Origin of the sequence: Paenibacillus sp. FSL K6-3182, from assembly GCF_037976325.1 — a bacterium.
Taxonomy (GTDB): Bacteria; Bacillota; Bacilli; order Paenibacillales; family Paenibacillaceae; genus Pristimantibacillus.
Genome location: NZ_CP150265.1, coordinates 1,556,506 through 1,581,219 on the forward strand (window position 1 = coordinate 1,556,506; position 24,714 = coordinate 1,581,219).

Annotated in this window: 20 protein-coding genes; all 20 read left to right on the forward strand. The window is 45.1% G+C overall.

What is annotated here, in order from left to right; all coding sequences use genetic code 11:
• The first annotated feature begins 1,278 nt into the window (after positions 1 to 1,278).
• The gene (locus MHH56_RS06655; protein WP_339207423.1) at positions 1,279 to 8,589 is read left to right on the forward strand and encodes an endo-alpha-N-acetylgalactosaminidase family protein; all 7,311 of its coding nucleotides are present in this window, start codon (positions 1,279 to 1,281) and stop codon (positions 8,587 to 8,589) included.
• Between the two features lie 1,869 nt (positions 8,590 to 10,458).
• On the forward strand, positions 10,459 to 11,655 hold the full coding sequence (locus MHH56_RS06660; RefSeq protein ID WP_339207424.1) for a DUF4367 domain-containing protein: 1,197 nt from the start codon (positions 10,459 to 10,461) through the stop codon (positions 11,653 to 11,655).
• Between the two features lie 148 nt (positions 11,656 to 11,803).
• Positions 11,804 to 12,988: an alanine racemase gene (gene alr / locus MHH56_RS06665; protein WP_339209523.1), complete on the forward strand. Its 1,185-nt coding sequence runs from the start codon at positions 11,804 to 11,806 to the stop codon at positions 12,986 to 12,988.
• Positions 12,989 to 13,215: 227 nt separating this feature from the next.
• A complete protein-coding gene (locus tag MHH56_RS06670; RefSeq protein WP_028609437.1) occupies positions 13,216 to 13,497 on the forward strand; it encodes a CopG family ribbon-helix-helix protein in 282 nt (93 codons plus the stop codon).
• A 3-nt stretch (positions 13,498 to 13,500) separates the two neighbouring features.
• Positions 13,501 to 13,851 (forward strand): type II toxin-antitoxin system PemK/MazF family toxin, encoded by a 351-nt coding sequence (locus MHH56_RS06675; RefSeq protein ID WP_028609438.1) that lies wholly within the window; start codon positions 13,501 to 13,503, stop codon positions 13,849 to 13,851.
• Between the two features lie 247 nt (positions 13,852 to 14,098).
• Positions 14,099 to 14,818, forward strand: a complete 720-nt coding sequence (locus MHH56_RS06680) for an SAF domain-containing protein (RefSeq protein WP_339207425.1) — start codon at positions 14,099 to 14,101, stop codon at positions 14,816 to 14,818.
• Positions 14,819 to 14,820: 2 nt separating this feature from the next.
• Complete coding sequence (locus MHH56_RS06685; RefSeq protein ID WP_339207426.1) at positions 14,821 to 15,669, forward strand: hypothetical protein; 849 nt, start codon at positions 14,821 to 14,823, stop codon at positions 15,667 to 15,669.
• 44 nt (positions 15,670 to 15,713) lie between these two features.
• Positions 15,714 to 17,036, forward strand: a complete 1,323-nt coding sequence (locus MHH56_RS06690) for an ATPase, T2SS/T4P/T4SS family (protein WP_339207427.1) — start codon at positions 15,714 to 15,716, stop codon at positions 17,034 to 17,036.
• Positions 17,033 to 17,968, forward strand: a complete 936-nt coding sequence (locus MHH56_RS06695; protein ID WP_339207428.1) for a hypothetical protein — start codon at positions 17,033 to 17,035, stop codon at positions 17,966 to 17,968. Before MHH56_RS06690 ends, MHH56_RS06695 begins: the two co-directional genes overlap by 4 nt.
• Before the next feature lie 13 nt (positions 17,969 to 17,981).
• Entirely contained in the window at positions 17,982 to 18,872 is an 891-nt protein-coding gene (locus MHH56_RS06700; protein WP_339207429.1) for a hypothetical protein, read from the forward strand.
• Positions 18,873 to 18,907: 35 nt separating this feature from the next.
• On the forward strand, positions 18,908 to 19,057 hold the full coding sequence (locus MHH56_RS06705; protein ID WP_179089950.1) for a hypothetical protein: 150 nt from the start codon (positions 18,908 to 18,910) through the stop codon (positions 19,055 to 19,057).
• A 45-nt stretch (positions 19,058 to 19,102) separates the two neighbouring features.
• Complete coding sequence (locus MHH56_RS06710) at positions 19,103 to 19,249, forward strand: hypothetical protein (RefSeq protein ID WP_179089949.1); 147 nt, start codon at positions 19,103 to 19,105, stop codon at positions 19,247 to 19,249.
• The gene (locus MHH56_RS06715; protein WP_339207430.1) at positions 19,246 to 19,671 is read left to right on the forward strand and encodes a hypothetical protein; all 426 of its coding nucleotides are present in this window, start codon (positions 19,246 to 19,248) and stop codon (positions 19,669 to 19,671) included. The genes MHH56_RS06710 and MHH56_RS06715 overlap by 4 nt, the downstream gene beginning before the upstream one ends.
• 9 nt (positions 19,672 to 19,680) lie before the next feature.
• Entirely contained in the window at positions 19,681 to 20,178 is a 498-nt protein-coding gene (locus MHH56_RS06720) for a hypothetical protein (protein WP_339207431.1), read from the forward strand.
• A gap of 63 nt (positions 20,179 to 20,241) precedes the next feature.
• Positions 20,242 to 21,462: a Xaa-Pro peptidase family protein gene (locus tag MHH56_RS06725; RefSeq protein WP_339209524.1), complete on the forward strand. Its 1,221-nt coding sequence runs from the start codon at positions 20,242 to 20,244 to the stop codon at positions 21,460 to 21,462.
• A 24-nt stretch (positions 21,463 to 21,486) separates the two neighbouring features.
• Positions 21,487 to 21,966, forward strand: coding sequence for a PH domain-containing protein (locus MHH56_RS06730; RefSeq protein ID WP_339207432.1), 480 nt, complete (start codon positions 21,487 to 21,489; stop codon positions 21,964 to 21,966).
• The gene (locus MHH56_RS06735) at positions 21,959 to 23,491 is read left to right on the forward strand and encodes a PH domain-containing protein (protein ID WP_339207433.1); all 1,533 of its coding nucleotides are present in this window, start codon (positions 21,959 to 21,961) and stop codon (positions 23,489 to 23,491) included. Before MHH56_RS06730 ends, MHH56_RS06735 begins: the two co-directional genes overlap by 8 nt.
• 147 nt (positions 23,492 to 23,638) lie before the next feature.
• Positions 23,639 to 24,172, forward strand: a complete 534-nt coding sequence (sigY, locus tag MHH56_RS06740; RefSeq protein WP_076271743.1) for an RNA polymerase sigma factor SigY — start codon at positions 23,639 to 23,641, stop codon at positions 24,170 to 24,172.
• Complete coding sequence (locus tag MHH56_RS06745; RefSeq protein WP_339207434.1) at positions 24,159 to 24,497, forward strand: YxlC family protein; 339 nt, start codon at positions 24,159 to 24,161, stop codon at positions 24,495 to 24,497. The genes sigY and MHH56_RS06745 overlap by 14 nt, the downstream gene beginning before the upstream one ends.
• A complete protein-coding gene (locus tag MHH56_RS06750) occupies positions 24,485 to 24,706 on the forward strand; it encodes a sigmaY antisigma factor component (protein WP_339207435.1) in 222 nt (73 codons plus the stop codon). Before MHH56_RS06745 ends, MHH56_RS06750 begins: the two co-directional genes overlap by 13 nt.
• The last annotated feature ends 8 nt before the right edge of the window (positions 24,707 to 24,714 follow it).

Genomic DNA, 24,714 nt, shown 5'->3' on the forward strand with positions numbered 1-24,714 from the left:
AGTGCATCTATTTTCAATAAATGAGATGGATTTGACGAAAATAGGTGCACAAGTGCATCTATTTGAGTGGATTGAAAAAGTAGTTGTCGGAATAGGTGTATTTATGCGCTTAGATGAAACTGCTGGTATGAACCGGGGGGCTCACTTAACTAATCAGCATGTACTCTCGACTTTTTTTGTTGAGAGTAGCTGCTGGACTATGAGAGAATGTGCGTTTGTTAGGTGTATTCGGAGTACAGTTGGATGTATGTTAAGTGTGCGAGGAGTGTATTTGGATAGCATGTGAATTGTTTAGTTAGTTTATGGCGGCTTGTGCAGGTAGAGTGGATTATAGTGTGCTTGAACCATCTGTGAAGTGTAATTAAGCGCAGAAGTGCACTTGTTTTTATCAAATTTGATGGAAATGATGCAAAGAGGTGCAAAAGTGCATCTAGTTGAGCGGATTTGAAAGGTAGCTGGCGGAATAGGTGCACTTATGCACTTAGATGACGTTGCTGCTGCTAACTGGGGTTCTCACTTAGCTAGCCATCTTTTTATTCTTCTTGGCTTTTGTAGATAGTAGTAACTGGACACGCAGCAGTGTGAATATGTGAAGTGTATTAGGTGTGGGGGTTATGCGTTTGTAGAGCGTGCAAGGAGTCCGATTTGTATGTTAAGTGTAAGGAGTGCTATTAAACTAACAGTATGACATTTGTGTAGGTAGTGTGATTTGAGAGTATAAGTGGTTTACGTATGTTGTGTGATTGTAGTGTGCGTGACCGATCGTAAAGTGCAAATAAGCGCAGAAGTGCACTTGTTTTTATCAAATTTGATGGAGATAACACAAATAGGTGCACAAGTGCATCTAGTTGAGCGGATTTGAGAGGTAGCTGGCGGAATAGGTGCAGAAATGCACCTAGATCAAGTTATTGAGGTTAACTATGTACCTAAATGAAGCTATTACGGTTAGCTGTGCACCTAGATCAAGCAATTGAGGTTAACTATGTACCTAAATGAAGCTATTACAGTTAGCTCTGCACCTAATTTAAGGCATTACGGTTAGCTGGCACCTAGATCAAGCAATTGAGGTTAACTGTGTACCTAAATAAAGCCATTACGATTAACATATAACCTAGATGCAACTGAGCGGGCAACACCATAGCACCCGCCCCATCCCAGACAGACTTTTTTCAAAAAAGATCAGACTTCTAACAAAAATGATCATTCTTAAGCGCTTTCATCTGTTCTATGCTAATAAAATCCGATTAGGATCAGATTACCATGGAGGATGGGTGAAAGATGATTAAGAGGAAAAAAAGCACGGTTTTCAAATTGTATGTTTGGATGATTTGTTTCGCAATTTTGAGTCAACTGGCTGTATGGCCAAGTGCGGTATCCTATGCAGAGGAAGTCGTTGAGGTAAAAACGATCGCGAGCATTCCCTCTATCGAGAATGACACAACAATAGGGAACCCGCCGATTCTTCCGCTGGAGGTACAAGCTGTATTTAGCGATGAATCCGTTGGACAAGTTCAGGTAAGCTGGGACGAAATTGATCCCTCGCAATATGCTGAGGCGGGAGCTTTTAAAGTAGAAGGCACCGTTCAAGGCACTCCCCTCAAGGCTTCCGCAGAAATTACAGTGAGGGAGAACGATTTTACAGTATTTCTGAATGAGATCACGAGCAATGTGCCAGATGGACAAAGCGTCGTTTCCTACAGCAACAACTATCAGTCCATGCAGCCCGAATTGATGACTTTTATGAAAGGAAACGGGACTACATCGGTTAACAATGGGCTTACAGTAGATATGAATTCGTTAGAAAAAAATATCGCTATTGCTGCTTGGGATAAAGGACCATGGCTGTCCGCCGGCACAATCGATGCAATGCTGCGTTACACCAGCGGGACGCAAGGCAATATCGGGTTTGTAATCGGTGCCTATAATTCTACCCAAGGATTGTCTATTCGTTATGATGCGGGTACGACTTGGATCATTCAAAGCCCAGATGGTTCTGGCGCGTGGGAATCCTTTGAAGGACCTGAGTTGAAAATGGATACCGATTACCGAATCAAGATTGGTTATAACGGAAACAAGCTATTGGTTATCGTTGATGGCGTTACTTATTACAACAAGGAAACAAATTTATTAAATCTGAAGGCAGCAATAGGTCAGGTGGCCTTGTATAAACGTTTTGCGACGGGACAAGTCGTTTTGAAGGATATTAACATTCAAGGCGTTGGCCAAATCGAAAAACCGTCAGATATCATCAATTATGTACAAAATTACGAAGACCTGGCGTACACACCGCGTTGGTCCGGACTTAACGCTCAAGTGGTAACAGACATTACAGGCAACAAGGTATTATCGCTAAAAAAAGGAGCTAAAGAACGCGGAGCCGATTTGGATTCCCCGCAGCTACAATCGGGTACGCTTTCATTGGACTTTAAGCTAGTCAATCCTGTTAAGCTTTCTAGCGGCCAAGGTTTTGCATTTGGCTTCAGAATGAATGAGACAGCAAGCATCTTTAGCGAAATCGGAGTCGATCCAAATCGCTGGTTGCCTGAATCCAGCTCAGGTTGGGGCAGCAATTTAAATATTCCTTATCCGATTCAGGGGAAATGGAACAATCTATTGTTCAATTTTAATGGAAAAACAATTACGGTCTATATGAACAAAAAGCTAGTTGGCGATATTACATTTGCTGAATTTACAGATGCGGCTGGCTTGTTTGGACTTCGAATCAGAAGCACAGTAGAGCTGTACATCGACAACCTGCAGTATACGAATCAAATGATTACTCCAAAGGAATTGGTGCAATACAGCAACAACTTTCAGGATGGCATTACGGGAGGGTGGAGCAGCGGCTCTTCATCCATCATCAAAGAAGGCAGCAATCGCTTTTTGAAGTTGTCCGGCATCACGGGCACCGTATTGAATAACGACGCACCTCTCCTGCAGAGTGCAACTTATATGCTGGATGTAAAACCTACGACTGATGCGATTGGTTTTGCTATAGGCAGCAGCTATTTGGTGAAATTTGCGAATGAACACTGGATTTTGGAGAAGGATGGCAGCACTATTCCTTTTGTAGCAAGTGACGCTATTTCATCGAGTCCATTACTTATGAGTTGGAATAAGGTCGGATTACAATATAGCGACTCTTCGGTCACACTAAGTATAAATGGAGCTAAGTTGACTGCGAATTTACCGTCCGGACAACAATTCGGAGAAGGTTCATTCGGAGTATACGGGCAAGGCGACTTGTATGTGGACAACATTTTGTTCACGGAGGAATTTATCCAAATGGATACTTCCCCTGTCGCAGGCAAGATGTATTATGAACAATATTATGAAACAGCTTCAAGTATGAACTGGACAGGACTCGGCGGCAGTCAAGTCGTCGATGGTTATTTGAAGGGCAGTATCGCTTCGGGATCGGTTGCGATAAATGAAGATATCGTACCTGTGAAAAACGGCGTATACCAGGTCAAGATGAGGACAAATGCTTCGTCCGCAGGAGTTAAAATCGGCAATGCAGCCATTTATTATGAAGGTCAAGGAAAATGGTTGTATCAACCTAACGGTGGAGAGAAAATAACTATCGGAGACAACGTTGAAATTGTACCTGGCAAAGATTTTATTTTGCGGGTGCGGTTGATCGAAAATGAGTTGAATCTTTATGTGAATGGCATTTTGGCGGGCACTGTCCAAACGAAAAACTTCACCCCGGGAGCATTTGGAATTTATAATCCTGGAAATGAAGTGATGCAAGTTGAGATGGATGCGATGACCGCAGAAGAAATCAGAATTTATGAGCCTGACTTCGCAACGCCTAACTGGAGCGCGATGGATTCGAGCAGTCCGGCCGTGCTGGAAAGCGGCGAAGGCAGCGTTAAATTAAGGCTGCCCGGCGTATCTCTCGTTACCGATAATAACAGTCCAGACGTTGTCGATCAGAAAGTGACCTTTGATTTCAAGACGAGTGTAGGCGCTGGGACAGACGGAGGGCGCTATGGATTTATTTTGAGAGGATATGACGATAACCGCTACGTATCTATCGTTCATGACATCAATGGAACTTGGAAGCTTTCTGCAAACGGCAACGATTCCAACTTCCCTACTGCGTATTCCATGGCGGCGGATACTGTGTATAAAATCGAATTGAATCTGATCGGTAACACAGTTACTTTCGCTATTACTGATGTTGATGGCAACAGAACGGATATGGGCGCGGTTACGGATAATACGGTGACCTCAGGGGCTGGGAAATTTGGAGTGCGTTCCTGGTATAGCGCCAAAGAAATGACGATTGCCAATCTCAAAGTGGTTGAACAGGAATCCATGCCAAGGCTCCAGCTTGCGGCGGAGCTTGATTCGATCACCAAAGACGATTTGACTGTGACGCTGAATAAGGGTTTTCCGAGTATTTTTTCTTATCAGGTCGGCAATAAGACGATGAAAGCAGCAGACGAGCAAACCAATACATTACAAATTAACAATACGGAGTATACAGCTCAGACGGTTTCGGAAAAGGTTGGCGAAAGCAAATATGCCTATACGATGGCTTTTGACGAAATTGGCGTGGTGATTAAGGCTTTCATAGAAGCAAAAGAAAATAACGTTGTTCGATTCGAAGTGAGCGAAATTCAAGAAAAAAGTGATTTTGTTGTCAGATCTCTCGAGTTGAACAGTTCACTCTTCTATGTGGATAGCTCAATGAAAGGCGCGACGTATGCTTGGAACAAGTCTGACGGCAAGTGGCACGGGATTTCGGAAGAGCTGGTTGATGACATGTCCAAAATGAATCAAACCGGTTCATTCGGCGCAACGATGACGATGGTGAGCGCAGAAGGATTGGGCGCGTCTATGGAAAATAACGTGATGAGCGGCGGAAATAAGATACTCGTTAACGCCGAGAAAAAGTCCCTTGTAAACAAGCTTACCGTAAAACCAGGATCGTGGACTTATCGTCATACCCAGAGCAATGAAAAGGAAGCGCTGCCGTGGTATAACGTTGTTCTTACCGAGGATCGCAATTCCGATGGGAAGGTAGACTGGCAGGATGCTGCTGTGGCTTATCGTAAAGAAATATACGTGCAGCCGTTCGGCGCCGAAGACATGAAAAACAATATGATGTACATTGCGTTCAACTTCGCTAGTCAGGCAAATGATCCGTTCCTGAACGCTTTGGACACCGGTAAAGTGCTGTACAATTATTCCGACGGCTTTGGTCAAATGATTTTGGAAAAAGGTTATCAGGCGGAAGGGCATGACGATGATATTCCTTCTTACTCCAACATTGGGGTGAGACAGGGCGGATTAGCCGATTTTAACTACTTGATTGACGAAGGGGCCAAATATAATCTTCGCGTCGGCGTTCATTTAAACGCCACAGAATACCATCTTGATGCAAACGAGCTGAACTATTCCAATCTGACAGGCGCTACGCCAAACGGATATAAACAGGATCGGCTAGCAAAAGGTTGGGATTGGATCGATACGAGCTACTATGTAGATCAGACAAAGGATGTTTTGAGTGGTGATCTGAAGTCACGATTTACAAACTTGTACAATCTCACCAAAGATCCAGCAAACCCGAATGACCCAGCTTTGGATTTTTATTATATCGATGTATACACAGGCAACGATTACAACGCTTATAAATTGCTGCAGTATGCAAATGGCTTGGGGCTGAAAGTAGGAACCGAATTTGCGGGGCCGATTGAGCCAGGATCGGTATTTGTCCATTGGGGAACGGATTTGGGTTATCCGAACCAAGGGAACAAAAGCATTCTTTACCGATTGGTTAAAAATGACCTCGATATTTTCGTCGGCAACGCGCTGTTTAAAGGCCAGAAAATCCCGGTCGTAGCGACTTGGGGGGATTCGAAGCCAGATATTCAACAGGGTGTAACCGTGTTTTTCAATGAAGTGCTTCCGACAAAATTTACGCAGCATTATGGCGTCATGAAATATGAGACGGATCAAGTGACCTTTGAACAAAATGTTGTATCCAAACGAAATAAAGCAAGCAACAAGATTGAGCTTTCCAAAGACGGGAAAGTCATCTCTTCTTGGAAAGATACCGGAACAACGACGGATACAGCCGAGCGTCATACGAGCGAAGCAGACTCCTTGATCCCGTGGCTGTGGGATGTGAAGACCAACCAGCCTCTAGGCATAAACGAAGGAGCTAAATTGTACCACTGGAATACGACCGGTAATACGACGACTTGGCAACTGACAAATGATTTTAAAGACGTTGCATCGTTTAACATGTATGAATTAACGCAGCAAGGCAAGGTGCTTGTAGATACGATTGTTGCGGTGGATGGATCGCTAACGATTGCGAAGGCAAGCAAAAATACGCCTTATGTTCTTTACCCTGCAACAGCAGATGCTTTAAACCTGATTCCTTCTGCGGGTGAATGGGGAGAAGGCAGCCTGATTAAGGACTTTGCTTTCAATTCGGAGAAATTTAATGTTGAAGGATCATGGTCTGTTAAGGATACGGCCAATGCTTCCATTAAGGTCGTTCAAGGCGATGTTGGATACGACACGACAAAAGAGATGGTAAGGTCCAACTGGAACCGCTATGCGGAAATTGGAAGCCGTGCTGGTGAGTTGTCTCAGCAAATCACTGGATTGATTCCGGGAGGAGAGTATACGGTTGGTGTATGGACTCAAACCGTTAAAGGAAGAAAATCCTCTTTACAGGTAACCATGAACGGCAAAACGTACAGCAATTATGTAACAGGCTTGGACGGTTCACATCAAAGTTCATTTAAATATGTAGACACAACTTGGCAGAGAATGAATGTGAAATTTAAGGTGCCAGAAGGTACGACAACGGCAACAATCAAGTTAATCGCAGATGCTGGAGCTGGCACTGTGCTATTCGATGATGTCCGAATTTGGAAGCATCTGACGGCGGGAAGCGGTGCTGAGCAAGCTGGTTACGTCGTGAAGGAAGATTTTGAGAATGTGTATGAGGGCTGGGGGCCTTTCGAGTATGGAGGCGGCAGTCGAATGATTCATATCGCATCGGATCAGAGCAACCCGCATGACAACAATCCGATTGTTCAGGCAGCTGATCAAAAAATCGGTCCTGTCATGACTTGGGTATTGAATGGTCAGAATTCATTAAAGCTGAATGAAACTGACGTGGGCAGACTGATCAAATCAAATGAGTCCGACATTAAATTAAAAGCGAATAAGACGTATGAGCTTGGCTTTGTTTATACGATGGAAAATGGGGTTACCTATGAGGTCAGCGTGTTGTCTCGTTCGACCGGTGCTGCGGTGTTGAAGGAAACGCTGCAAAACAAGCCTAATTCGGGGATTAAGGCAGAGGATGGCTACATCCGCTTTAGCCAAACCTTCACCACTGGGGCCCAAGACGATTATCAGGTCGTGTTTAAAATGATTGCCAAAGGCGCAGGTAACGCGACTTCCGATTATGCTTTCATATTGGATGATTTCTATATCAAAACTACAGGCGTTGATTACGCCAAGGAGCTCCTGCTGCAAGCAATTAAAGATGCACAAGCGCTTAAAGAAGCGGAGTATACTCCTGTGACATGGGCGACTGTTGCGGCGGCTCTACAAAGCGCTATTGAAGTAAGCAGCAATGCTGAAGCAACAATAGAAAAGATTGAATCGGCGAGGACAGCTTTGGAGAAGGCTGTGAGTGAGCTGGAGACTCATGTCATCGCTATTGTAAGCTTGCAGGCAGTTTCGGTAACCACGACGGTTGGAACGGCGCCAGTGCTGCCTCAGACTGTGAGAGCTGTTTACAGTGACAAATCGGTTAAAGATCTTTTGGTCGTCTGGAATGCGATCAAAGCTTCCGATTATGCGCAAACTGGTACTTTTCAGGTAGAAGGCACGGTTGCAGGTACGACGCTTAAAGCGATCGCTACGGTGCAAGTGCAGGCGGACAACAGCGGGCCGGGTACAGATCCAGGAACAGGGACGAATCCTGGAACAGGAACAAATCCGGGAACGGGCACTGATCCAGGCACAGGCACAGATCCGGGAGCGGGTACTAAAGTGACTTTCCAAGATACAGCCAGCCATTGGGCTAGAAAAGAGATTGAAGCTCTTGCAGCCAAAGGCATTCTAACAGGCGTATCAGAGAACAAGTTTAACCCTAATGCGTCCATTACTCGCGCTGAAATCGCGGCTATGTTCACTCGGGGATTCAATCTCCAAGCAAGCACTCCTCAATCGTTTGAAGATGTGCGTGGGGACAAGTGGTACAACAATGTGATATCGGCTGCATCGGAAGCCGGATTGCTGCAAGGAACAGGAGGCAAACGATTCGAGCCCGACCGTTCCCTTACCCGTGAGGAAATGGCTGTCATTATCACGCGAGTGCTGCAAATGAAAGGTAAGCTGCCGACTCTTGCGACTTCTGAAGAAGCCATTTTAGCGAGCTTTAAAGACGAAGATCAAGCAGCCGCTTGGTCCAGAAATGCGCTGGCTATTTGTATCCAAGCAGGCTTGTTGAAAGGCATGCCGGATCAAACGCTCAAAGCCAACAAAGAGCTGACTAGAGCGGAAGCAGCGATTGTATTGAGCAGATTGTTCGACTATTTGAAATAGATTTAAAGTTTTTAGAGGACTAGTGGAGTTCTCTGCATTACAGATCAGGCTATCCTAAGAAGTAGTATTTGAAAAAATAGCGATATAGGGAGTTATTCCTGTATCGCTATTTTTCTATTCTGATGCATGGCTGCTTGTTTAAGTAGTTGACGTGTAAACAAACGCTGCTCGACCCGTTAGATGAGATTCTGGCAGCCGATAAGCAAGAGACGGAATCAGGGAACCCAGGGATTCTGTAGCCCCTGTAGCAGCCCCTCAAAGCCCTCAAAGCCCTCAGAACACCCCGAACCCCCGAACCCACAAAAAAACCGGAACCTTCGGAACCTTCGGAACCCCTGGAACCCCTGGAACCCCTGGAACCCCTGGAACCCCTGGAACCCCTGGAACCCCTGGAACCCCTGGAACCCCTGGAACCCCTGGAACCCCTGGAACCCCTGGAACCCCTGGAACCCCTCTACTATACTTTAGCTGTCTAAATACGCTTTCGAAAAGCGTGTTGGAGTGCGAATGAACTGTATATGAATTGTGAAGGTCGTGTGATTAGAGTGTGCGTGAACCAATCGTGGAGTGTAAATAAGCGCAGAAGTGCACTTGTTTTTAACAAAAGAGCTGGAAATGACGAGAATAGGTGCACAAGTGCATCTATTTGAGCAGTTATGAAAAGTAGCTGGTGGAATAAGTGTATTTATGCGCTTAAATGCTGCTACTAATCGGAGTGTGCTCACTAAACTAACTAATTTTATATTCTTGGCATCTGTAAGGAGTGGCGACTGGATGTGTGGGGGGGCATTTGTAAGTGTGTAAGGAGTGCGATTGGACTGTATGTGAATAGTGTAGGTAGAGTGTTGGTAGTGTGATTTGAGTGTGCGTGAACCGATCGTGGAGTATAAATAAGCGCAGAAGTGCACTTGTTTTTAATAAATTTGCTGGAAATGACGAGAATAGGTGCACAAGTGCATCTATTTGAGCAGTTATGAAAAGTAGCTGGTGGAATAAGTGTATTTATGCACTTAGACGCTTAGATACCGCGATGCTGTTGCTAATCGGAGTGTGTTCACTAAACTAGTTAGTTTTGAATCCTTGGATCTAGTAGGGTGTGGCGACTGCATGTGTGGGCGCGCATTTGTGAAGTGTGTAAGGAGTGCGATTGGACTGTATGTGAATTGTATAGGCAGAGTGTGTTGGTATTGTGATTAGAGTGTGCGTGAACCGATCGTGGAGTGTAAATAAGCGCAGAAGTGCACTTGTTTTAATAAATGAGGTGGAAATTACACAAATAGGTGCAGAAGTGCATCTATTTGAGCAGTTTTGAAAAGTAGTTGGCTGATTAGGTGTATTTATGCGCTTAGATGTCGCGATGCTGTTGCTAACAGGTGTGTGGTCACTAAACTAGCCAATGTTACATTCTTGAAATTTGTTGGAAACGGCGGCCAGTTACGTGAGAGAGCGTGCTTTTGTGAAGGGTGTGTAAGGAGTGCGATTGGACCGTATGTAAATTGTATAGGCAGAGTGTTGGTAGTGTGATTAGAATGTGCGTGAACCGATCATGGAGTGTAAATAAGCGCAGAAGTGCACCTGTTTACAAAAAATATGATGGAAATGAAGTATATAGGTGCAGAAGTGCATCTATTTGAGCAGTTTTGAAAAGTAGTTGGTGGAATAAGTGTATTTATGCGCTTAGATGCGCGATGCTGCTGCTAAACGGGTTGTGCTAAAGAAACTAGCGCGTCAATATGGGCTGAGATAGCCATATATTTTGATCCAAGCCCCTGCTTGTCAAACTAGTCCGCATAATTGGTCAAGTCCCCTCATAGACATGTTATCAGCCAGTAAAAAACAATGTGCAGAGGGGATGATTACATGCGTCGCATGACATGGACCGCGGCAATATTATTAATTTTTTCATTAGTATTAGCGGCTTGCGGAACGAAGGACGCCGAGTCCGTGGTTAAGGAGCTCGACAAGGTAGTAAACAGTATGGAGAGCTATCAAGGAAGCGGGACGATGACGCTGCGAACGGGACAGCAGCCACTCGAATACAAGGTGGAGGTTTCCTATCAAAAGCCGCAATTTTATCGGATCAAGCTGACAAATGAAGAGAAGGACATTACACAAATCGTGCTTCGCAATGACGACGGCGTATTCGTTCTCACACCGAAGCTGAATAAAGTATTCCGCTTCCAAAGCGATTGGCCGCAAAACCAAGGGCAAGTATATTTATATCAAACGCTCATTCAAAGCATTCTAGTTGATAACTCGCGGCAATTTGTAATCGATCAAGATGCTTACGTGTTTGATGTCATGGCTAATTACAACAATGGTTCATTGTCTCGTCAAAAGATTTGGCTTAATAAAGCAGACTACAAGCCGGTTCAGGTTGAGGTCAGCGATACGAATGCAACGGTAATGGTCGAAGTGAAATTTGACAAATTTGATTTTGGTCCAAAATTTGATAAAGCTGTGTTTGAGACAGAAGCAAACATGAATGCTGCTCCTACTAATCAAGAGACGGAAGAGCCAACGATGACTACGCCGGAGCAACCCGGCAACAAGGGAACAAATTCGAATACTGAAGTAGAAGCAGGAACCCCAGGAAATAAAGTGGACAAAGACGGGAATAAGCCAGGAACTGACAGTGCAGTAGACGGTAATAATGAAACGAACAATAGCGGCAATGCTGCGGAAAATGAAGACGATGGAGCTGCAACGGGTACTACTCCTGAAGCCACTAATTTCACAGCAATGGAACCTTCGTACATTCCAGATGGTGTGGGCGAGCCAGAATTAGTCGATATTAAGTTTGGCGGTAATCCTGGTCTGATGCTTCGTTACACTGGCGATTATAGCTATACGTTGATTCAGACGGAGCCAAAAGATCAAGCAGCCTCCCTAGTAGATGGGGTGATGGTCGATCTAGGCTTTACGTGGGGTCAGCTCAGCGGTGATGAACAACAGACGCTCACCTGGACTTACGAGGGTCATCAGTTCCGGCTTACCAGTGCAAATCTGCCTGAGTCCGAAATGCTTAAGGTCGCACAGTCGGTACAGGGAGAAATCGGGAAATAAAGCGGGGAAAAGAGCGAATTTCCAAGACGTACTAGCCAATTCCGAGGTTCGTTTCATTGACAGTCTTAGCAGCAAGGTTTAACATTATTGCTATTGATGTTTGCTGCTCGGACTGTTGTGGCTGAAAGATGAGGAGAAGGTGAAAGACTTGGATTCGTTTTATCGCCCGACTAGGGTTGAATTATCACTTGATGCATTACGACATAATTTACAAGCTTTTCGCAATGCCATGCCACAGGACTGCAAGCTAATGGCCTCCGTTAAGGCTAACGCTTACGGACATGGTGCGGTAGAAATAGCAAGGGAAGCAGAGCGCTTTGGCGTGGACTATTTAGGAGTCGCTTTTCTTGATGAAGCATTGCAATTGCGCAAGGCAGGCATCCTAACCCCGATTCTTGTACTTGGATTCGTGGCTGCGGATGCCTTGTCTGTCGCTAGAAGCAATGATATTACAATAAGCCTGTTCAGGGATGACATCATGGAAGCATCTGCAAAGCTGCCGCCTGACATAAGTGGACGAAAGCTTAAAGTTCACATCAAGATCGATTCCGGAATGGGACGGCTCGGCATAATCGGGAAAGACGCTGCGATATCTTTTATTGAAAAGGCGTTGCAGATACCTCAAGTTGAAGTTGAAGGGTTGTTTACGCATTATGCGCGTGCGGATGAAGCGGATAAGAGCTATACGATCATGCAATACGAGCGATTTCGAGAAGTGGCAGATTATGTCCAGCAGAATGGATTGCCTATACCGATTATTCATGCGGCAAACAGCGCTGCAGGCATTGACACTCCGCAATTTGCGGATGGTATGCTAAGATTAGGAATTAGTATGTTTGGTCTTTATCCTTCTGAAGAAGTTAATCAGCAGCGAGTGGAGCTGAAGCCGGTCTTGACGCTGAAAACAGAAGTGGTTATGGTCAAAAAAGTACCTGCCGGCTGGGGAATCAGCTATGGCACTCGTTATTTTTCAAAAAGCGAAGAAATCATCGGAACACTTCCGATTGGATATGCAGACGGCTTTAGTCGCATGCTAACGGGTAAAGCCCACGGACTTGTACGAGGTGTAAAAGTACCAATCCGAGGTACGATATGTATGGATCAATGTATGATAGCGCTTGATGCAGCTTCTGATGCGGGAGCGTTGCCAATTGAGCCAGGTGAAGAGGTTGTGCTCATTGGACGCCAGGGCAATGAGGCTATTACAGTGGAGGAAGTAGCTGAGCAGCTAGGAACGTTAAATTATGAATTAATCTGCATGCTTGCTACACGAGTACCTCGCGTATATGTCAGAGGTAACCAAATAATAGCTGTGCAAAACCCCCTAACTTAGACATCATTCGAATTGGTAATTGTTTCATCTTACAATTTTTCGTAAATGAAGAGGATTTTCGCCAAATATCTCGAATGTAGTAAGGCAGATCATCTATAATGGCTATACATGAAAACATACAGCATATTTGATATACGGCTATCATAGATATGTTGAAGTATAGCGACGGCAATATATTGTCATAATGTGTATTAAGGTTATGGAAAAGTTTTGGGGGTGCGAGTTCGGTGGCCAATGTACAAAATACCAAAAGAATCATGATTAGCCTGCCAGATCACTTGCTGGAGGAGGTTGACGGGATTGTAGCCAAGGAAAACTCCAACCGCAGCGAATTTATTCGGCAAGCCATGAAACTGTATTTGGTGGAGCGCAAAAAACGTCAAATTCGAGAATCCATGCAGCGCGGGTATATGGAAATGGCGAAAATAAACCTGAACATGGCCTCGGAAGCTTTTCAAGCGGAGGAAGAAGCAGATCATACGTTAGGCCGTCTCGTTAGCGGGGTGTAGAGGTTGATTGTAAAACGTGGAGATGTCTTTTTTGCGGATTTATCGCCTGTCGTCGGATCGGAACAGGGTGGTGTTCGCCCCGTCTTGGTCATTCAAAATGATATTGGAAACCGTTTTAGTCCAACGGTAATTGTGGCTGCAATCACAGCTCAAATTCAAAAGGCAAAGCTGCCTACCCATGTTGAAATGGATGCAGCCGCTCATGGGTTTGATCGTGATTCCGTCGTATTGCTTGAACAAATTCGGACGATCGACAAGCAAAGATTAACGGATAAGATTACGCATTTGGATGACGAAACGATGCGTAAAGTTGATGATGCTTTGTTAATCAGCGTTGGATTAATTGATTTTTAATGAGTGAGAGGGCTATTTGGCATAGGAAGGGGATTTCCCTTCTGCTGAATGGCTTTTTTTGTCGACTTTTACTGAATGTTGTTGAACTTGGAAAAATAATGATAGACAAATGAAAGTTCAATTTGCTATTATGAATTCAATTACTTATTGCAAACCTATATATGAGCTTTATTATGCGAAGAACGCACGTAGTACGCCTTAGTTGGCTGCTGCTGCGTTCTTTTTTTGTGCTCAGAGAGGAATGGGGATGAAAAAGAGACGAAATGCAATCATTAGTTTAACAGCTGCGGTGTTGTCGGCAAGCCTCGTGTATGGCATGTATGAGCTGCAACGAATTCAAATCCAGGGGGAGGAGACGGTAGCTGTTCTCGTACCCAAACGATTTATTGGGGCTGGCGAGCGGCTTAAGGAAAGTGATTTAGAGTATAAACTGGTTCCGCAATCCGCATATGTCTCCGACATGGTATTGAAGCTGGAGCAGGCTGCTGGGAAGGAAACGATGATCCCCCTTGGCAAAGGGGAGCCGCTCTTGATCTGGAAGGTCGATGATTATTATTTGCAGCCTAGAAGAAGCGAGTCGACATTTCAAATTCCGAAGGAGTATATACGCTCGATTTCGAATGGGATCAGAGCAGGTGATAAGGTGCTTCTATACGCATCAGGTGATGCGTCTCCATCGATGAGGATTTTCTCTGAGGCAGTTACTGTAGCCTCGGTCAAGACATCTGGCAACGTCGAAATAGATAATATTGAGAACCCGAATTTATTTTCGCTGGCTGAGGGAAATAAAGAGCAAATGTATGCGTCTAGGCGGGAAGCTAACGGAATGATTGATTATTTGAATTTAAATTTGTCGGAGGAACAATGGCTTAAGCTCGACAGCTTATGCAAGGGAGGCTCTTTGAAGCTAGTTGTCGCTTATAGTCCGACATCGCTTGATATGGTTGCTGGAGAGGAGGCTGAGTAATTGTGAATGGAACGCCAGCGCCTCTTGCAGTATTTATTGGCACGACTCCCAATATCGGAACGACAACCGCGGCGTTTGCAACCGCATATCGTATGGCGGAAGCATGCGGCAAGCCAATCGGCTACTTATGCCTTAATCTCAAAAGTGCGAAGATTCATCGGTATATCGGTGTAGACGAGCCGCTTGTAACGCTGGATAAGCTTCGTCCAGAGCTTCGTTCCTATACGTTGACGCCGGATAAGCTTCGCAGGGCTGTATATTCAGTGCCAGGTCAGCCGAATTTGCAGGTGCTGTTCGGCAATCTCATGAGAGATCAGGCCGAATATTTCACCCCAGAAGAAGCGGAGCATTTGCTTTCGATTGCGGAACAAACCTTTGCATTTGTCATTATGGATGTGGGTGCCTATTGGGACAACGCAGCGACTATTTGCTCTATCCGCAGCGCGGGCTCGCGCATACTCGTTACAACTCCTGCATTATCGCATTTTCAAGAGGATGGAAGACGCTGGATAGGACAAGTATCGCCTTTATTTGAAGTCACACCTGAACAATACGATTCGGTCATTATCAACGGTCCATGGAGAAACGGAGGTTATCAGATGAAGCATATTTGCAAAGAGCTGGGAACAAAGGCACTTGGCCAGCTTCAATTAAGCGAGCCAGTTTTTAGTCAGTTGGATAGTGGAACGTATGCACAGTGGCTAAAGGTAGATACGGAGGGCAAGCAGGTTATGCTGGAGCCCGCCAAAGCGATGATGAAGAGGCATAATATACGCAGTATGAGCACTTCTGTTACAGTACAGCCTTGGTATCGCAAACTGTTAGCGCATCGCAATGGTACGAGTTCGTGACAGCGGGGCAAAATCGATTTTCGCCTTCCCAATTCGCAGCTCAAATGCAATCAGAGAAAGAAAAACGTGAGCATGATGCAGTTGGTTCTTATTTACCATCGGACGCACAAGAGGAAATGGGCAAGCTTGCCGATGATATTCGAACTTATTTAAGCGCCCCGCACGGGCTTGGCGAGGAAGAGCGCAGGCAATACAGCGAGACATTGAATCGTGCAGTGCTTGGCTATGCGCAGGAGCGTGAGCAAATTCTTGCGGTTATCACGGATCGTTTAATTAGGCTTCGAATACATGGAGCAGCTAATATGCAGCATTCGTTTCAATCGCTCGCAGAGGCGTTATTTGCGGAAGTGATAGGATTGAATGTTTTGGAGCTGGTGCTTGCTGACAAGGAAGGCTTGGAGGAAATACAAGTCGTTGGCGAGAGGATTTTTACGGTAAAGAATGGGGTTACAAATGCATCATGCTACCGCTTTAACGACATTCGAGAGGTGGAGCGCATCCAGCAAAATTTAGTGCTCTACAATAATGACCGCATCAATCCGCGTAAACGATGGGCAGAGGTGATGCTGCGAGATGGATCGCGTGTTACGATGACAGGTTTTGGCTTCACGGCAAACCCGACCTTAACAATTCGATTCTACACGGTACGAAGCTTCAGCCTTGAGACATTAAGTAAACAGGAATACCAGACGATTAATGCGCGAGTAGAGAGCTTGCTTAAAGCCATCTTAGCTGCACGATTCAATATGGTCATTATTGGACCAACGAACTCAGGAAAAACCAATTTAATGAAAGCTTTAATTGCTGAGCTGCCTGATGAAGAACGAATCATTACGATTGAGAGTCGATTTGAGATGATGCTGGGGCGTGATTTTCCAAATAAAAACGTTGTGGAATATATGACGGATGAAGAGGATTCCTATCATCGCTCTGATCAAGCTTTTAAGCTCGCGCTCAGGCAATCGCCGCAGCGCATTATCCACGCCGAAATTCGCGACATGGATGCGAATATTTATGTCCGTGCTTGCACACGTGGACATACCGGAAGCATGACGACCGTTCATGCGAACAGGCTGGAGGATGTGCCAGAGGCGATAACCGATATGTGCATGCTCGATGGAAGAGGCATGAACGCTGAACGGCTCGCAAAACGAATTACACAGTATGTAACCGAAATCGGCATTGAAATGAGTTACTTGGGCGGACGGCGAGTCGTTAGTCGGATAGGAGAGCTATGCTGGGAGAATGGGCAGACAATCGTTCGAGACTGGGCAAGATTTGATGAGCTACTGAATGATTGGCGATTTCCAATGGAGCCAACTGTGAGGTCGGCTAGCAGGCTAATCACAGGGGGGGCACAACGATGAATAAACTTTCCACAGCAGCAGCGGCATGTTTGTTATTTTGCTTAATGTTTATCGCTTTGTATCACCTGTTCAAGCTGTGGTCGGCTGAGCAGCAGCTCAGAAGCAAGCTGGCTTACCGGGCAAATAACGGCTGGCGCAAGAAGCTGGCTGAAGGGTTCAGACGATATAGCTGGCTGCATGATCATTTGAATGAACTGATCGAGACGCTCCGATTGAAAATAACGCCTGCTTCCTTTGCTTGTGGATCAGGATTGCTGCTGCTTGCGGGGATTGCTTCTGGGGGCATATTTTTTCAAAGCGTCAAAGGAACCTTGTTGTTCGGCGCGTTGCTAGGGTTTTTCCCTTATACAATATTAAGAGCACTGCTGGTACACCGTAGAATGCAGACGCAGATGGATTTTTTACCTGCGGTGGAGCTTTTTTATCAATGTTATCTCGTAACAGGTGAGCGGCATGTCAGGGTTGCCCTGCAGCGCACGGTGGAGGAGAGAAGGCTGCTTGGACCGATGCAGCTTGTTTTTGAACAGCTGTATCGTAATTTATCGGTTCGAGGCGATGATGAAGCGAGCCTGAGGCTGCTCTCCGTTTCACTCGGCCATTTGTGGGCGGATTATTTCGTTCATATTTTGCGAGTGGCGCTTGTTGAGGGAGCTCCTATAACAGATAGCTTAAAAGAGCTTTTAACCGATATGCGCAAGGCAAGAAGAGCGGGCGAGCAGGAACGAAATCGATTGCTAGAGATTCGTGTAGCTAACTTCACGCCAATATTGTTCCTAGCTTTATTTGTAGGCATTAATCTCAGATACAACAAAGATAACTCTTATTATTACTACATCGTTGACCCGATGGGAAGAGATATGCTGCTAAATGCAATGGTGCTCATCTTTGCATCGTTCCTTATGGGTTTGTGGCTTTCACGCAAAAAGATGTGAAAGGAGGCAGTAAATGCCTGAATGGACAGGAGTATCAATACGGTTAGCGCTGTTAATAAGTCAGTGCATAGGCGGCGCGGCTGCGATTTATATGCTTTTGCAGTTGTGGCCGGAGCGGCCATCGAGATGGAAGCACCTCGCTGTATTCGGGTGGCGAACGAGGCAAGCACCTGATAAGTGGCTGCGGCTTTTGCTTATTTCAAGACAGCACCAATCGTTTATAGAGCGGGAGCTGCTGCTCGCAGGCTGTGGTGTAACCATCGATACAGCTTGGTATGTTTTTGCAAGGCGATCGTTATTAATTGGTGTAAGCGGGATGATTATTTTGGCTGCTGCATGGTATGAGCGTATAAACGCCTATATCCCCATGTCGTATGCGGGTCCAGGCTTACTCATTGTGATGCTTGTTTTATATGTCGACCTAATATGGCTGCGTTCTATTCGCAAGGTGCGCACCCTGCAAATTACGAAAGAAATATTCATTATTAGCAGGCAGCTTCTTTATTTATCCGATTCCTCTCTGCATGTCCATGCGAAGCTTCTAAGATGTGTACCATTTACGAGAGCGATGCGCTACGATCTTGAACGGCTTCTGGCTGAATGGTATCACGATGCGGGCGGCGCGCTTCAACGGTTTAAGCAAAGGCTCGGAACGGAAGAAGCTTTGAGCTTTGTAGAAACGATTGATGCGCTTCGACTCCATGAGAGTCCGCAATATTACGAATTGCTGCGTGTACGTATAGAGGATTATAAAGAGAAGCTGGAGCTGGCTAAAGAAAGCCGTAAGGAATCAACCTCTTATTTTTTGTTTGTCATCGCGGGAATCCCCATCTTGTATACCTTTCAAGTGTTTATATATCCATGGGTGAGAGAAGGACAGAAGCTGTTTGAATCGCTAGGCTAATCATTAATCGTTTATTTTGGAAAGGAGGTGGTAGCATGCGTAATATTTTGATGACAGTCATGATGCTTGTTGTTGTTATCGTTTTGTTTAACTCAATCATAGCTGAGGACAAGACTGGAACTAGCAGTCAGATCGAATCGCAAGGAACAGCAGCCAATACAAAAATTGGCGCTCTGCTTCCTTAAGCTCAGCTGCATAAATTTATAAAGTAGAGCGGAGGTGTTCCATTATTGCGCTCAATACTTGTATCAATGCTGCTGCTTGTTGCCGTAATTATTTGCTATCAAGCAGTTGCTGATGGTGATAAGGGAATGAAGAAGCAAATCGACGGGGCAGGCAGCTCGATAAGCAGCCATATTAGGGAAATGAGCCCATGAAGCAAATATTGGTTTTCGTTTTGTTTGCGGGGCTTTTATGCTGGCTTATGTTTTCACCCATTTATAAGCATGTTCTCATTGTTAGACAAGCTGTTTTGCAGCAGGAGGTTGATTATTTACTGGAAATAGGGGCGAGCGGTACCTACGGCTACATTAGCGAGGAAATGCAAGAGCAGTCTAGGCAGCGTATGGCTCGCTTTGGCATGCAGGCTGACAAGATCGAATATAAACTAGCCACAACGAGCGGTGTCGCAGCTTCAAACCCTAGCGCCCCTGTTGTAAGAGGGACCGGCATTTCGTTGACACTTAGCTACCCGTATGAGGATTTATTTGAAATAGATCGATTAATTGGTCTGGCACCTCCGCTGCCAGGCGAGCGAATGCGGGCATTTGGAATGAAAATGAGTGAATATTTGCCATAAGGGAAAGAGGTGAATGAATCGATGTACAAGCTATTGCTTATCGTGTTGATGATGACGGTCTGGATATCGATTCATTTGCTTCAGGTTGAAGAGGAGCTTGCGATGCGCACCTTGTTCCAAAGCAAGCGAGCGATTAATCGAGCTGCGCATGCAGCTGCACAACAGATTGATCCAGCGGCGCTTGGCAATGGCGTGCTTCGATTATCTCCGGGTGAAGCGGCAGCGGCAGCTACTTTATATTTACGGGAAAATTTAAGGCTGGATGAACAAGGCATGCCGCTGCCGGAATCATTTCTGAAAGAGCGAGTTGAGGTGCTCGTATTTGAGATCGTAAATGATGAAAAAACCTTTCCATACCTTTATCGAAATGAAACCTTTGATTATGAGGTAACGCTTAATCGTCCAGGAGTTGTGTTGATTATACATATCGTATATCCGCGAGCGTTTCAAGTGATGGATGCTATTGAATGGGATATTAAGGGGGCGGCGGAGCTGGTAGCAGGTTGACGAAAATTTGGAAAATTGGTGTAATAAGAGGAGGGAAATAAATAGGAGTTGATTAACGAAGTGATGGATATTAAAGCAGATGTTCCTGCTGAGCTTATCAAACAACGAATAGAGCGATTGCAGGACGTTATGAAAGCAGAAAGTATTAATGGTTTTCTTATTACTCAAAATGTAGATCTATATTATTTTTGCGGATCTATGCAAACGGGTTATTTATTTATTCCAAGCATTGGGGAACCTACCTTTTATGTACGTCGCAGCGTTCAACGCGCTAAGCTGGAGACGGTCATTCAGGTAGAGGAGCTCGGTGCTTTTCGTGTTTTTGGAGAAACGCTGGCAAAGAATTATGCGTATTTGTTTAACAAAGGAGAGGAGCTGCGGATAGCCGCCGATCTAGATGTGCTCCCAGCGCAGCTTTACATCAAGCTGACGGAGCTGCTTGGCACATCGGGACGTTGCGAGCTGATGGATGGCTCAGCTCACATTCGGAGATTGCGAATGATTAAATCTCCATGGGAAGTAAGCCGAATCGAGGCAGCTGCCGAAGTAGTGGCACAAGCATTAAGCGAGGCGCTGAATGACCTTAAGGAAGGAATCAGCGAGCTTGAATGGATGGCGCGTGTTGAATATGAGCTTCGCATTCGCGGACATATTGGTTTGATGCGCATGCGCGGCTATAACCAAGAGATAACGACCGGTATGGTTATTTCGGGAGCTGCAGCAGCGGTACCATCGTATTTTGACGGACCTGCGGGCGGACTTGGTCTTGGCGGGGCATCGCCGCAAAGCGTAAGCAGATCGATCATCAAACGCAATGAACCTATTTTAATTGATATTGGCTGCTGTGTAGATGGATATGTTATCGATCAGACACGTACAGCCGTAATAGGGAAGCTTTCAGAAACCCTTCACCATGCCTACAAGGTGTCGGAGTCAGTAATTGCTGATTCTGAGAAACTTATGATTCCTGGCACGCCTTGCGCAAGGCTTTACGAGGCTGCGCTTGAGAGCTGTGCAGCGGCTAAGCTAACGGATCATTTTATGGGTTATGGTGCGGATCAAGCCAAGTTTCTAGGGCATGGCATTGGGCTTGAAATCGATGAGTGGCCTGTACTGGCAAAAGGTTTTCAAATGCCTCTGCAGCCCGGCATGGTTATCGCAGTTGAACCGAAATTCACGTTTCCGGGAGAAGGCGTGGTCGGTATTGAGAATAGCTATTTAATTACGGAGCAAGGCGCTAGGGCGCTGACTCGTTCCAAGGCGGAGCTCATAATTTTGCCTTAACAAATAGAGGGGGAAACGATAGAAATGAATCGAAAGTTAACGAATCGGCTTCATCGTGATTATATTACGGTTTATCGCATTAGTGAGCTAATTACGAACGGTATTTTTCTCGCTTTAATCATCGCCTATTTTTCTTGTGCAACGATTTGGGATTGGACGCTAATACCAGGATGGATCGCATTATCCATTTTTGCCATCTCTTTTATTATGTTCACTTGGGTTATTCCAGAAATGAAGTATACGCGATTTTCATATGAGCTATTTGACGATGAGCTTGAAATTCAATCAGGTCTTATCTTTTTGAGCAATGTTCTTGTTCCGATGGTACGCGTACAGCATGTCGAGCTTGAGAGCGGTCCTCTGATGCGGAAGTATGATCTGGCTAGCGTATCGATAGTTACAGCTGCTACAACCCACCGAATCAGTGGTTTGAAGCAATCGGAAGCAGAGCAGTTGAAACGTAAAATTGGAATTTTGGCTAAGGTGGATGATCAGGATGAATGATCGCCGTACGCTTCATCCAATTTATATATTGTTCGGACTGCTGAACACGATTAAAGGTTTTATTCCTGTTATTTTGATCGGCGTATTGAAAGGCACCAGTTGGACTAATTTGAATTGGTACTGGTATACCGGGGCAGCCGTGTTATCTGTCGTATTATTAGTCTTTAGTTTTTTTGAATGGAAGCGTTTCGGTTTCTGGCTGGAAGAGGATCGTATTATCATTCGAAAAGGCTTGCTGTTCAGGGATGAGAAAACGATCTACTATACACGTATCCACTCCGTTAACGTCGAACAGCCGCTTATACAGCGGATACTCGGGGTTGCTCAAGTGAAGATCGAGACGCCTGGCGGCAATAAGAAGGCAGATGGGATATTGCCGGCACTCTCTATAAAAGAAGCAAATGACATCCAGTATATGCTTAGAAAACAAGCATCGTCGATCGTTGTACCGACTGATCTGGCTGCTGAACATATCGCGGTCAATGAACAGGCTGATGAGCAGGTTGTTGTAAAAATAAACAATAAGCCGCTTACACCGCAAGCTCCGACTGTCGAGGCCAGCACCAAAAAATCGGAGATAACGTTATCGGCTGCGCAGCTTCTTCAAGCAGCTGCGACATCGACTAATTTTGGTCTCGTAGCGGCGTTTTTGGCGGGTTTGTTTTCTTTTGCAGATGATATTATCAATCAGCTTCTCCCGGATCACTTTTTTGAAACGGTTGTCGAAGATTCAACTAGTTTAATGCCAAGCTACATACTCATCGTAATTGTTGTCGTTATTGGAATTGTGCTGGCATGGCTTCTGTCTATTGTTTTGTACGTGCTGAAGTATAGCGGCTTCTCCATTAAAAGAGATGGCAGGCAAATTGCAGTTTCTTATGGTTTACTTGAGAAAAAATCGTTTGTTTTTGACCCGAAGAAGGTTCAGGCGGTTATCGTCAACGAAGGACCGCTCCGGCAGGCGATTGGTTATGCGGAAATCCAGCTTCAAATCGTATCATCTGACAAAAAGGAACAGCTTATGCTGCATCCTTTTCTGAAGTTTTCCGATATTCAAAAAGTACTCGATGAATTTGTTCCTCAAATGAACATTCCTTCGAGAGCTAAGCTGATCGGTGCGCCAAAACGTGCCTTCATTTATTACGTTAGAATCGAATTATTGATTACTCTGCTTTTATGTACCGCATTGATCGTATTATTTAAAGCAGATGGGTTATGGTCGCTAATACTGTTGCCGCTAGTTATTTTGTGGAGAAAAAGCTGCTATAACGCTGCGGGGGTTCATTTGGGAGAAGGCCAGTTAACGCTTCGCAATCGTTTTTTATCACGATCTACTTATATGGTTAGGCGCCCGCAAATTGTAACGATGAGAGTAAGCCGCTCCATTTGGCAGCAGAAAAAAAATCTGTTTGCAATAGCGGTTCGGGTTCTGGGCAGCCCTTACGAATATCGTGTGAAATCACTCGATCGTGCGGACTTGCAGCCTGTATGGAATTGGTACAGCCGCAGTCATAACAAACAATAGAATATGGTTTCCATTCAACAGCTGCGGAAGAGCTAGTATTTCCGCAGTTGTTTTATTTTAAAAAAATAAATTTAAAAGCAAATGAACGAAATGTGATAGTGAACCGTCTAAGCTACAAGTGAATGAAAAAGAGGAGGTTGCGCGCTCGTGCATGACGAGACGAAGCTAATTAAGCAAGCAGTTCGCGGCGATTCGCGAGCGCTCTCGGAACTGCTGCGACAAAATTATTCATTTCTGTATCAATACGCACTTAAAGTAACGATGAACAAAACACGTGCGGAGGATGTCACACAGGAAACGATGCTGAAAGCGATTGAAAAAATAGCGACCTTTCAGAATAAAGCCAAATTTTCTACTTGGCTTATAACGATAGCATCGAGGCTCGTTGTTGATCGAATTCGGCGAAACGAGCTTGAAAAGCATTGGGTGCAAGAGGAGCAGTCGCTCAGGTCCATTCGCTACAATACTTTGCAGCGAGGAGATGAATGGCCCGAGGCGCTTCAAGCATTAGGTGATCTGAATAGCGATACTCGAATACCGGTATTGTTAAAATATTATTACGGCTACTCACAAGAGGAAATCTCCTCGATGCTGGATATCCCAGTAGGGACAGTAAAATCAAGGCTGCATAATGGGTTAAAGCAGCTGCGGAAGGAGCTAACGGAGCATGAAGAAGCTTAAAGAGGAAACAGAGGATCAGAAGTGGTTCGATGATCAACTGCAAGAGACATTAAATCGATTTGATGCTATTCATGCACCGCATGTTCCAGAGCTGCAAAGATTCGAGGACATGGTGGATGCGCATAAGCAGCAAATGAAAAGAAAGCTATGGAAGGATCTTTTGATTTTTTGGCTGTTAGCTTGTTTAATTTTTGGAATGATGATGTGGATGTTGGATCGTAACTTGGTATGGTTCGCTGTGCTTCAAGTGGTCATTGCCGTTGGAAGCATAGGTTTTGTTGGCATAACGTTTGGTCGAAGGAAGGTGCGAACATGGAAGAGCTGAAGATCATACCGATTTGGGGATGGATTTTGCTTATCTCTGTCTTGATCGCACAATCAACGTGGCTATTCATCGATGCTCGTAAAAGGGACAGTATGCCTTGGTTTTGGGGGTTATGGGGTTTGATTCAGGCGCCGATGCCGCTTCTCTTTTATTTTATTTTTGTGCGGAGCGGATGGTTTCCACGTCGCCGTGGAAAAGGAAAAGAATAGCTTGATCA